This is a genomic window from Neobacillus sp. DHD-1R, from assembly GCF_057747995.1.
Map to the genome: position 1 here is coordinate 1,774,154 of NZ_CM173232.1, position 12,328 is coordinate 1,786,481.

General features: G+C 38.7%; 10 protein-coding genes. All 10 read left to right on the forward strand.

Annotated features, from left to right (window positions below):
- Positions 1–13: 13 nt before the first annotated feature.
- The 10 genes from ylqF to codY all read left to right on the forward strand — a co-directional run bounded on the left by ylqF (position 14) and on the right by codY (position 12,263).
- Positions 14–895: a ribosome biogenesis GTPase YlqF gene (gene ylqF / locus AC3ANL_RS08545; protein WP_488328796.1), complete on the forward strand. Its 882-nt coding sequence runs from the start codon at positions 14–16 to the stop codon at positions 893–895.
- A 47-nt stretch (positions 896–942) separates the two neighbouring features.
- Positions 943–1,716 (forward strand): ribonuclease HII, encoded by a 774-nt coding sequence (gene rnhB / locus AC3ANL_RS08550; protein ID WP_488328797.1) that lies wholly within the window; start codon positions 943–945, stop codon positions 1,714–1,716.
- A 238-nt stretch (positions 1,717–1,954) separates the two neighbouring features.
- Positions 1,955–3,115, forward strand: a complete 1,161-nt coding sequence (gene sucC / locus AC3ANL_RS08555) for an ADP-forming succinate--CoA ligase subunit beta (RefSeq protein ID WP_488328798.1) — start codon at positions 1,955–1,957, stop codon at positions 3,113–3,115.
- Between the two features lie 24 nt (positions 3,116–3,139).
- Positions 3,140–4,042, forward strand: a complete 903-nt coding sequence (gene sucD / locus AC3ANL_RS08560) for a succinate--CoA ligase subunit alpha (protein WP_488328799.1) — start codon at positions 3,140–3,142, stop codon at positions 4,040–4,042.
- Between the two features lie 294 nt (positions 4,043–4,336).
- A complete protein-coding gene (dprA, locus tag AC3ANL_RS08565) occupies positions 4,337–5,239 on the forward strand; it encodes a DNA-processing protein DprA (RefSeq protein ID WP_488328800.1) in 903 nt (300 codons plus the stop codon).
- A gap of 313 nt (positions 5,240–5,552) precedes the next feature.
- Positions 5,553–7,631 (forward strand): type I DNA topoisomerase, encoded by a 2,079-nt coding sequence (gene topA, locus AC3ANL_RS08570; protein WP_488328801.1) that lies wholly within the window; start codon positions 5,553–5,555, stop codon positions 7,629–7,631.
- 176 nt (positions 7,632–7,807) lie between these two features.
- Complete coding sequence (trmFO, locus tag AC3ANL_RS08575; RefSeq protein WP_488328802.1) at positions 7,808–9,115, forward strand: FADH(2)-oxidizing methylenetetrahydrofolate--tRNA-(uracil(54)-C(5))-methyltransferase TrmFO; 1,308 nt, start codon at positions 7,808–7,810, stop codon at positions 9,113–9,115.
- A gap of 278 nt (positions 9,116–9,393) precedes the next feature.
- Positions 9,394–9,936 (forward strand): ATP-dependent protease subunit HslV, encoded by a 543-nt coding sequence (gene hslV, locus AC3ANL_RS08580; RefSeq protein ID WP_488328803.1) that lies wholly within the window; start codon positions 9,394–9,396, stop codon positions 9,934–9,936.
- A gap of 18 nt (positions 9,937–9,954) precedes the next feature.
- The gene (gene hslU / locus AC3ANL_RS08585) at positions 9,955–11,358 is read left to right on the forward strand and encodes an ATP-dependent protease ATPase subunit HslU (protein WP_488328804.1); all 1,404 of its coding nucleotides are present in this window, start codon (positions 9,955–9,957) and stop codon (positions 11,356–11,358) included.
- 125 nt (positions 11,359–11,483) lie between these two features.
- Positions 11,484–12,263, forward strand: a complete 780-nt coding sequence (codY, locus tag AC3ANL_RS08590; protein WP_488328805.1) for a GTP-sensing pleiotropic transcriptional regulator CodY — start codon at positions 11,484–11,486, stop codon at positions 12,261–12,263.
- The last annotated feature ends 65 nt before the right edge of the window (positions 12,264–12,328 follow it).

A 12,328-nucleotide genomic window follows, 5' to 3' on the forward strand; every position in this document is an offset into this window, starting at 1 on the left:
AGGAGGTGGCGCTTTGACGATCCAATGGTTTCCAGGCCATATGGCTAAGGCTCGCAGAGAGGTCACGGAAAAGTTAAAGCTGGTCGATATCATTTTTGAATTGGTGGATGCGAGAATTCCGTATTCTTCAAGAAATCCAATGATTGATGAAATTATCCAGCACAAACCGAGATTGGTTTTATTAAATAAAGCAGATATGGCTGATAAAGAAGCAACAAGGGAATGGATAGCCTATTTTGCAAATAAGGGCATAAAAGCTTTGGCAATTAATTCTCAAGCCGGCGAAGGCATGAAAAGCATCGTTAATGCCTCCAATGAAATTTTGAAAGAAAAATTTGACAGGTTAAGAGCAAGAGGGGTAAACCCGAGAGCAACTCGCGCGATGATTGTTGGCATCCCTAATGCAGGAAAGTCAACGCTTATTAACCGGCTGGCAAAGAGAAACCTCGCTAAAACAGGGAATACCCCTGGAGTAACAAAGGCACAACAATGGATTAAAGTAGGAAAAGAAATGGACTTGCTTGATACACCAGGAATTTTATGGCCAAAATTTGAAGACCAAGAGGTTGGAATGAAGTTGGCTATTACAGGTGCAATTAAAGATACATTATTAAACCTGCATGATCTAACCATTTACACGCTAAACTTTTTGGAACGTGCCTATCCAGAGCGTTTACAGGAACGATACAAGCTGTCGGAACTTCCTGAGGATGTGGTGGAGTTGTTTGACCATATCGGCAAGCTGAGAGGCTGTCTGACGGGCGGAGGCATAGTAGATTATGATAAGGTGGCAGAATTGGTTATTAGAGAAATTCGCACCGAGAAATTTGGACCGCTGACATTTGAAAGACCAAAAGATATTCCATTAACTGAAGAAAATATTAAAATAAACTAGCTCTCCTGTCGGGGAGCTTATTTTTCGAAAAAAATAAGGTGTGTAACATGAAAAAATTATCCATTGCAGAAATTGAAGCAAAACTGACAACAATTTTAGATGAAACGGACTCCTTTCTTTTAGAACTTCAGAAGGATGAAAGAAAAGGGGTACAGCAAAAGCTGGCAAAGTGGAAAAAACAAAGAGAACAAGAAAAATTCCTGCACGATAAATTTAATGAAATGAATGCTTACGAACGAAAATTTCGTGCACAAGGATTCCAACTTATTGCGGGTATTGATGAAGTAGGGAGAGGTCCGCTGGCAGGTCCAGTTGTAGCGGCTGCTGTTATATTGCCTGCTGACTTTTTCTTGGCCGGTATTGATGATTCAAAAAAGCTTTCAGAGAAAAAACGGCAGGAATACGATGAAGTCATACGCAGAGAAGCACTCGCGATTGGTATTTCGATGATCCCGGCTGAGGAAATTGATGAGATAAATATTTATGAAGCAACAAAAAAAGCAATGAAATCAGCTGTCATCTCATTAGAGCCTAAACCCGATTTCTTGTTGATTGATGCGATGAAACTCGAGACTCCATATCCAACAGAATCGATTATTAAAGGAGATGCTAAAAGTATCTCCATTGCGGCAGCTTCGATTGTGGCTAAAGTTGCAAGAGATGCGCTAATGAAAGAAATTTCGTTAACTTATCCTGCTTATGGTTTCCAACATAATATGGGATATGGCACAAAGGAACATATTCAAGCAATCGAGCAGTATGGGATTACTTCCTATCATCGAAAAAGCTTCGCACCAGTCAAAGATTTTCTACAAAAATAATAGTTGAAGTTAGGATATCCTGAAAAAAGGTCTGACCTTTTGTTTTTGGATATCTTTTTTTAGTAAATTTTGGATTTAATAATGTAGGATCATCTAATTTAATGGTTTTTTAAATGCATTATTCAGAATCTTTTAAAGATGAATATAATTTTAAAGCTTTAAGGTAGACAAGTTTTGCATCATTCTATAAAATGAAAACGGAGTCAATTTTTTGAAGAGTTTGATAGGAGGATGGGAAATGAATATCCATGAGTATCAAGGGAAAGAGATCCTCAGAAACTACGGGGTAGCGGTTCCAAATGGAAAAGTGGCATTCACGGTTGAAGAGGCTGTAGAAGCTGCTAAAGAACTAGGCACACAAGTATGTGTGGTGAAAGCGCAAATCCATGCAGGCGGACGGGGGAAAGCCGGTGGAGTAAAAGTGGCGAAAAACCTTGAAGAGGTTCGTACATATGCAAATGAAATCCTCGGAAAAACTTTAGTAACACACCAAACAGGTCCTGAGGGCAAAGAAGTAAAGCGCTTGTTAATCGAAGAGGGCTGCGACATTAAGAAAGAATACTATGTTGGTTTAGTGCTAGACCGTGCTACTTCTCGTGTTGTTTTAATGGCATCAGAAGAGGGCGGTACAGAAATTGAAGAAGTTGCAGCAAAATCCCCAGAGAAAATTTTTAAAGAAGAAATTGATCCTGCAATTGGTTTACAGCCATTCCAAGCACGTCGTATTGCTTTCAATATTAACATTCCAAAAGAGCTGGTTAATCAAGCAGTGAAGTTTATGACGGGTCTTTATAATGCTTATATCGAAAAGGATTGCTCCATTGCTGAAATCAACCCGCTTGTGGTAACTGGGGATGGCAAAGTAATGGCCTTAGATGCAAAATTAAACTTCGACTCGAATGCTTTATACCGTCAAAAAGATATACTAGCATATCGTGATCTTGAAGAAGAAGATGCAAAAGAAATTGAAGCATCTAAATATGATTTAAGCTATGTTGCGTTAGATGGAAACATTGGCTGTATGGTTAATGGTGCCGGACTTGCGATGTCAACAATGGATATTATTAAACATTACAGCGGTGACCCTGCTAACTTCCTTGATGTCGGCGGCGGCGCAACTGCTGAAAAAGTGACAGAAGCATTCAAAATTATCCTTTCTGATCCAAACGTAAAAGGTATTTTTGTAAATATCTTTGGTGGAATCATGAAGTGTGATGTTATTGCTGAGGGTGTTGTAGAAGCAGCTAAGCAGGTTGGACTTAGTGTGCCGCTTGTTGTTCGCTTAGAAGGAACAAATGTTGACTTAGGTAAGAAAATCCTAAGAGAGTCAAGTGTTGACATTATCGCTGCTGAATCCATGGCTGATGGCGCACAAAAAATCGTTTCATTAGTGAAATAGGATCGAGGAGAAAGGGGAATTAACGTGGGCGTTTTTATTAATAAAGATACAAAGGTTATTGTTCAAGGGATTACAGGCGGCACTGCTCGTTTTCATACAAAGCAAATGCTTGAATATGGTACAAAAATTGTCGGCGGTACATCACCTGGTAAAGGCGGTCAAGAAGTAGAAGGAGTACCTGTCTTCAACACTGTGAAAGATGCAGTTGATGCTACTGGTGCCAATGCTTCTGTTATCTATGTTCCAGCGCCTTTTGCTGCTGATTCCATCATTGAAGCAGTCGATGCTGAGCTAGATCTTGTTATTTGTATAACAGAGCATATTCCAGTTTTGGATATGGTCAAAGTCAAACGTTATATGGAGGGCAAGAAGACTCGTTTAGTAGGTCCAAACTGTCCTGGTGTGATTACAGCTGATGAATGTAAAATCGGGATCATGCCTGGTTACATTCATACGAAAGGCCATGTAGGTGTTGTTTCTCGTTCTGGAACATTAACATACGAGGCAGTACATCAATTAACAACAGCAGGCCTTGGCCAAACAACAGCAGTAGGTATTGGTGGAGACCCTGTGAACGGAACAAACTTCATCGATGTGTTAAAAGCCTTTAATGAAGACCCAGAAACATATGCGGTTATCATGATTGGTGAGATCGGTGGAACAGCAGAAGAAGAAGCTGCTGAATGGGTAAAAGCAAACATGACAAAACCTGTAGTTGGCTTTATCGGTGGACGTACCGCCCCTGCTGGAAAGCGTATGGGACATGCTGGTGCCATAATTTCTGGCGGAAAAGGAACAGCAGATGAAAAGATCCGCGTCATGAACGAGTGTGGCATTAAAGTGGCCGATACACCATCTGTTATGGGCGAAACTTTAATCGGTGTCTTAAAAGAACAAGGCTTATATGATAAGTGTAAAACACACTAATATAACAGCTTAAGATGATTCAGATAGTCCCTTATACAATTGAGGGACTATTTTATCATTATTTAATAGACTTTGTTAAAGAATTATGTTGATTAATTGACCACTTGTTGATTGAAGTGGAAGGCACGAAGACTCCCGCGGGAGAAGCGAGACAGGCGAGACCCCACAGACACGCAGTGTCGAGGAGGCTCGGCGGTCGCCCCGCGGAAAGCGAAGTGCCTGGAACGGAAATCAACAACTAAGTTTAACAGAGTCATTTAATAATAAAATAAAATAAAATGGAGGTTTGTTACGATGGATGACTTTAAAGAAAAACTGATTCATTTGCTTCATTACCCCAATATCACTTGGAATACTGTATTCCAAATGTTAAAAAAAGACCCGACATTAAAGTACCTGTATCAATTACAAACACAATCCCATCAGCAAAATTTACTTTTTCCTTCTACCAACCTCGATAACCCTTCAACAACATCTTCTATCCTTACTCTTCATCCCGAAATCATTCATGAACAAATCCGACAATATGAAACCAATGACATTGCCGTCATCACTATTTTTGAAAAAGAATATCCCCACTTTTTAAAAGAAATTTATCAGCCGCCCTGGGCTTTATTTGCTAAGGGCGATTTATCTCTATTAGAAACAGAACCAAAGCTTGCTGTGGTTGGTTCTCGTCAAGCTACTCAATATGGAAAAAATGCGATTCGACTTATCTTTCCCGAGCTCATTGAACATGGCGTCCTGATCGTTAGTGGACTAGCTAAGGGAATCGATGCCCTTGCACATGAATATGCGATTAAAAATGGTGGAAAAACAATCGCTGTAATTGCAGGTGGTTTATTCCACATATACCCTAAGGAAAATTTAAGTCTTGCACGAGACATGATGAAAACTCAATTAGTCCTTTCAGAATATCCTCCTGATACCAAACCGCTCAGATGGCATTTCCCTGCTCGGAATCGAATTATTAGCGGTTTAGCGAATGGAACGTTTATTATAGAAGCAAAGCGAAAAAGCGGTTCGTTGATTACGGCCAATTTTGCCGTTAATGAAGGACGGGATGTGTTTTCACTTCCGGGAAGTATTTTTAATCCTTATTCAACTGGGGCAAATGAGTTAATTCAACAAGGGGCAAAACTTGTCACAAGAGCTGAGGATATTTTGGAAGAAATAAGATTAAACTCTAGAAGATGATAGAAACTTATCAATAAAATGGTTATAATTGCAGGTTTTTTCGAATAAATGGAGAATTTAGCTGAAAAAGGTTGCAAAAATTTCTATTATGTTATACATTTTCCAACAGAAGTTAGAAAATAATAATAGATTAAATAAAAGGCTACTATATAAGTGAAATTTTTTGGGATAAGGCAGTTTTGTAAAGTATTTTCTCCGGTTTAAATTGTTAACACTGGAAATTAGGAAAACTTCTCAAATGGTTAGCACTTAGAAGAAGGCACACGCCAATTTCAAGTTGCTTTCACACTTTCCCTCTTAAGGAGGATATTGAATGGCAGAATTTCTGGTAATTGTAGAATCGCCAGCAAAAGCGAAAACAATTGAACGATATTTAGGAAATAAATATAAAGTAAAAGCATCGATGGGGCATGTTCGTGATTTGCCACGGAGTCAAATGGGTGTAAACGTAGAAAATAATTTCGAACCAAAGTATATTACAATCCGTGGTAAAGGTCCTGTTTTAAAGGAATTAAAAACGGCAGCCAAAAAGGCAAAAAAAGTTTATCTCGCAGCTGACCCGGATCGTGAAGGGGAAGCCATTGCCTGGCATTTAGCGCATAGTCTAGGTGTTGATATTAACTCAGATTGCCGCGTTGTTTTTAATGAAATAACTAAGGACGCGATAAAAGAATCCTTTAAGCATCCACGCTCAATTAATATGGATTTGGTCGATGCTCAACAGGCTCGAAGAATTTTAGATCGTCTCGTCGGCTATAATATTAGCCCGCTTCTCTGGAAAAAAGTAAAAAAAGGATTAAGTGCGGGACGAGTTCAGTCCGTTGCAACGCGTTTGATCATTGACAGGGAGAAAGAAATAAAAGCATTTACTCCTGAAGAATACTGGACGATTGAAGGCGAATTTTTAAAGGGGAAAGATCAATTTAGCGCAGCTTTTCATTCTTTAGTTGATCAAAATAAAAGTGAACTTAGAAAGGAAGAAGAGGTTAACGCGGTTTTACAGCAATTGAAGGATAATAAGTTCAAAGTTATGTCTGTGACTAAAAAAGAACGCCGCAGAAACCCGGCGCCACCTTTTATTACCTCATCCCTACAGCAGGAAGCAGCTAGAAAGCTTAACTTCCGTGCGAAGAAAACAATGATGCTAGCCCAACAGCTTTACGAAGGAATTGAGCTTGGAAAAGAGGGAACGGTGGGTCTCATTACATATATGAGAACAGATTCTACTCGAATTTCCGACATTGCTCAGACAGAGGCTGCAAGTTATATTAAAGCTGAATATGGTGAGAATTTTTTAAAGGAAGAACAAAGAAAAGAAAAGAAGCAAACGAATGCTCAAGATGCACATGAAGGCATTCGTCCAACAAGTACATTAAGAGATCCCAACAGTTTAAAAGAATTTCTTTCTCGTGATCAACTCCGCTTATATAAATTAATATGGGAACGATTTTTAGCGAGTCAAATGGCACAGGCAACCATGGACACCATGAGTGTCGATTTGCAGAATGGAAATGTCATCTTTCGAGCTACTGGATCCAAAATAAAGTTTCCCGGCTTTATGAAGCTTTACGTAGAAGGTTCGGATGACCAAATAGATGGACCGAATAAAATGCTTCCGGATCTAAAAGAAGGAGATGAAGTGTTTAAAAAGGATATTGAGCCAAAACAGCACTTCACCCAGCCGCCGCCACGATACACGGAAGCAAGACTTGTAAAAACGTTAGAAGAGTTGGGAATCGGTCGACCTTCAACATACGCACCTACTTTGGATACGATTCAAAAACGGGGCTATGTTGCGCTTGATAATAAACGCTTTATTCCAACGGAACTAGGAGAGATTATTAATGATCTTATTCTAGAATTCTTCCCTGAAATTCTTGATGTAGAATTTACAGCTAAAATGGAACAGGGATTAGACAATGTTGAAGATGGAAAAGTAAGCTGGGTACAAATTATCGATGAATTTTATCGCGACTTTGAAACGCACTTAGAAATAGCTGAAAAAGAAATGCAATCCATTGAAATTAAAGATGAGCCAGCCGGTGAGGATTGTGAGCTCTGTGGAAACCCAATGGTATTCAAAATGGGCAGATATGGAAAATTCATGGCTTGCAGCAATTTTCCTGAATGTCGCAATACTAAAGCAATTGTGAAAGAAATTGGCGTTACTTGCCCTACTTGTAAAGAAGGCCAAATTATTGAACGTAAGAGCAAGAAAAAAAGGTTATTTTACGGCTGTACCAGATACCCTGAGTGTGAATTTATCTCCTGGGATAAGCCATTACCGAGAGCTTGCCCTAAATGTGACGGTCTGCTTGTCGAAAAGAAATTGAAAAAAGGTGTTCAAGTACAATGTACGGCATGTGATTACAAGGAAGAACAACAGAGTTAAAGAGTGGGTCCAACCACTCTTTTTCTTTTTACTAAAAAACAAAAAACTTTTTTGTTTCTCTTTCGTATAGTACAATGCAAGATGGACTTAATTGTGGGAAAGGTATATATAACGTACTTTTTTATCCAAACTGGTAGAGAGCATTAAATACCAGTAAGAAATTTAGGAGGTTCTAAATGGAAGAAGTAACAATTAATGTAGTCGGTGCTGGTTTGGCTGGAAGTGAAGCAGCATGGCAAATTGCAAAGCGTGGCGTAAAGGTTAGACTTTTTGAGATGCGTCCTGTCAAGCAAACACCTGCACATCATACAGATAAATTTGCTGAATTAGTCTGCAGTAATTCATTAAGGGCTAATACGTTAACAAACGCTGTTGGGGTATTAAAGGAAGAAATGAGAAAGCTTGATTCCGTTATTATCGCAGCAGCTGATGCATGTTCGGTACCTGCTGGTGGAGCATTGGCTGTCGATCGTCATGAATTTGCCGCTAAAGTGACGGAGATGGTTAAAAATCATGAAAATGTGACGGTTATTAATGAAGAGGTAACTGAAATTCCTGCTGGACCAACTGTTATTGCAACAGGACCACTCACCAGTGAGGCTCTTTCTGCGCAGCTCAAGAGTATTACCGGTGAGGATTATCTTTATTTTTATGATGCCGCCGCTCCGATTCTTGAAAAAGAAAGTATTAATATGGATAAAGTTTACTTAAAGTCCCGTTATGATAAGGGCGAAGCAGCCTATTTAAATTGTCCGATGACAGAGGAAGAATTTAATCGGTTTTATGATGCTTTGATTTCAGCTGAGACTGCCCCAGTGAAGGAATTTGAAAAGGAAGTCTTTTTTGAAGGCTGTATGCCAATTGAAGTAATGGCCGGAAGAGGAAAGAAAACAATGCTCTTCGGACCGCTAAAGCCAGTTGGTTTGGAAGACCCAAAAACAGGGAAAAGACCATTTGCAGTTGTACAGCTTCGTCAAGATGATGCAGCTGGAACGCTGTTTAATATTGTCGGTTTTCAGACACATTTAAAGTGGGGAGCTCAAAAGGAAGTCATTCAGCTGATACCTGGTCTTGAAAATGCTGAAATTATCCGATATGGTGTTATGCACCGCAACACATTTATTAATTCTCCAAAAGTATTGAAGGCTACTTATCAATTCCGGAATCGTGAAGATTTATTTTTTGCCGGCCAAATGACGGGTGTTGAGGGGTACGTGGAATCAGCAGCAAGCGGGTTAATTGCAGGGATTAATGCCGCACGATTAGTGAACGGGATGGAGACAGTCGAGTTTCCTGCTGAAACAGCGATTGGCAGTATGGCTCGTTATATAACGACAGCTAATCCCGCTAATTTTCAGCCCATGAATGCGAATTTTGGATTATTTCCTGAACTGCCTGTAAAAATAAAAGGGAAGCAGGAAAGGAATTTACAGCATGCCAATCGTGCACTGGACACAATTCAGAACTTTGTGAAAGTTTTGTAAAGTTTCTTGCAAGGGTTATTGAAGTATGATACGATTTAGTAGCCCTTGTCAGGTAAATAGTATGATAAATGTGAATGATTTATTAAACTTATTTATTTGATGTTTACAAATATACAAGAATTAAGCACAATACAATTGAACATTACCAACTTGGGTTCAGTGAATTCGGTTTTTTCAAATCTTTGCAAGTAATGACTTAAGAATCAACTTAACTCAATTATTTACATACCATTTGTGTTTTTTAAACAGAAATTGCTCCAAAAGGAGGAAGATAAGTTATGGGTGAATTTCACGCAACTACCATATTTGCCATTCATCATAACGGAGAGTGTTCTATGTCTGGTGATGGCCAAGTGACATTAGGAAATTCGGTGGTGATGAAGCACACAGCAAGAAAAGTAAGAAAGATATTTAATGGTAAAGTATTAGCTGGTTTTGCAGGTTCTGTAGCAGATGCATTTACTCTCTTTGAATTGTTTGAGGGTAAATTAGAAGAATATAATGGTAATCTTCAAAGGGCAGCGGTCGAACTTGCCAAAGAATGGAGAAGCGACAAAATGCTTCGTAAGTTGGAAGCTATGTTAATTGTGATGAATCGTGAAAGTTTGCTTCTTGTTTCCGGAACTGGAGAAGTAATCGAACCTGATGACGGGATACTCGCGATTGGCTCGGGTGGAAATTATGCATTAGCGGCAGGACGTTCTTTGAAAAAGTTTGCAGGGGATCAATTAACTGCAAAAGAAATTGCCAAAGCTTCTTTAGAAATAGCCGCAGATATATGTGTATTCACGAACCACAACATTATCGTTGAAGAGCTTTAATGGGAGGAGATTGAACGTATGGTAAAGACAACCGATTTAACACCCCGCCAAATTGTTGAAAGACTTGATCAATATATCATTGGGCAAAAGGATGCAAAGAAAGCAGTTGCTGTTGCTTTAAGGAATCGTTATAGAAGAGGCCTTTTAACTGACAAGCTTCGAGAAGAAATTATTCCGAAAAACATTTTAATGATCGGGCCAACCGGTGTCGGTAAAACAGAAATTGCTAGACGGATGGCAAAGTTAGTTGGTGCACCGTTTATTAAAGTGGAAGCGACTAAATTCACAGAAGTGGGCTATGTCGGCCGTGATGTGGAATCGATGGTTAGGGATCTTGTTGAAACATCAGTTCGATTAGTAAAAGAAGACCGGATGCAAAGTGTAAAAGAACTTGCAGAAGAAAATGCAAACAGCAGGCTGTTAGATTTACTTGTACCAACTGCAAAAAAAGCTAACAACTATAAAAACCCGCTCGAAATGTTATTTGGCGGCGGGAATTCTTCCACTGAACAAGAGACGAATCAAGAAGACTATTCTGTTCAGGAAAAACGGAAGATTGTCAAAGAAAAATTGGCTCTTGGTCAATTAGAAGACGAAATCGTAACAGTAGAAGTAGAAGAGCAGACTCCTTCCATGTTCGATATGCTCCAAGGATCAGGGATTGAACAAATGGGGATGAATATGCAAGATGCCCTCAGCAGCTTTATGCCGAAAAAAAGAAAAAGAAGAAAATTAACGGTCCGTGAAGCTAGAAAAGTACTTACAAGTGAAGAAGCTGCAAAGCTGATCGATATGGATGAAGTATCGTCAGAAGCTATTTATCGAGCTGAACAAACAGGGATTATTTTTATTGATGAGATCGATAAAATTGCAAGCAAAAATTCAGGTGGTTCTTCAGCTGATGTTTCAAGAGAAGGTGTTCAGCGAGATATCTTACCAGTTGTAGAAGGATCAACGGTCGTAACGAAATATGGTTCGATGAAAACGGATCATGTATTATTTATCGCAGCTGGGGCTTTTCACATTGCTAAACCATCAGACTTAATCCCAGAGCTTCAAGGACGTTTTCCAATTCGTGTTGAACTAACGAAATTGACAGTTGATGATTTCTTCAGAATTTTGGTGGAGCCAGATAATGCCTTGATTAAACAATATCAAGCATTATTGGAAACAGAAGGTATACAAATTGAATTTTCTGACGATGCTATTCGTAGAATTGCAGAAGTAGCATTTGAAGTAAATCAAAATACAGACAATATTGGGGCAAGACGACTTCATACGATATTAGAAAAGCTATTAGAAGACTTATCATTTGAAGCTCCTGATATCACGATGGAGAAGATTACGATTACACCACAGTATGTAGATGATAAACTTGGGGCTATTTCGAAAAACAAAGACTTATCCCAATTTATTCTTTAGGAACAGCTAGTTTTTCCTGAATGATCGGGAAAAACGTCTTTTCTTGCATAATACCCAATACGTCAATATAGCGTATTAACAATAAAATTTAATAATGGTTATAGTTAATTAGGAGGAAGAAACAGATGGATTTACTTACAAAAACAAGAAGAATAAATGTACTATTGCAAAAGGCAGCTGGCAAGCCGGTGAATTTCAAGGAAATGTCTGAAGTATTGAGTGAAGTAATTGAAGCAAATGTATACATTGTCAGCCGTCGCGGAAAGCTTTTAGGATTTTCAATTTATCAGCAAATTGAAAATGAAAGAATGAAAAAAATGTTTGAGGATCGCCAATTTCCTGAAGAATATACAAAGAGTTTGTTTAATATCCAAGAAACTTCATCAAATCTTGATATTGAAAGCCAATATACTGCTTTTCCAGTAGAAAACGATGATCTATTCCATGAAGGCTTAACAACAATCGTACCTATTATTGGCGGCGGGGAGCGTCTTGGAACATTAATTCTTGCAAGATTGGAAGAAAAATTCCATGATGATGATTTAATCCTTGCTGAATATGGAGCAACTGTAGTAGGTATGGAGATCTTACGTGAAAAAGCTGAAGAAATTGAAGAGGAAGCAAGAAGTAAGGCAGTTGTGCAAATGGCCATCAGTTCATTATCATATAGTGAACTAGAAGCTATTGAACATATTTTTGAAGAACTAAATGGCCATGAAGGCTTACTTGTTGCATCGAAAATTGCAGACCGTGTTGGGATTACACGTTCAGTTATTGTCAATGCACTAAGAAAGCTTGAAAGTGCAGGGGTCATCGAGTCACGTTCTCTTGGAATGAAAGGAACGTATATTAAAGTCTTAAATGATAAGTTTCTTATTGAACTTGATAAATTAAGATCGAAGTAATATATAAATCCCTAGTCAATGCTAGGGATTTTTTATTTTTATAAAAGTAAAACTTGATTGTTAGA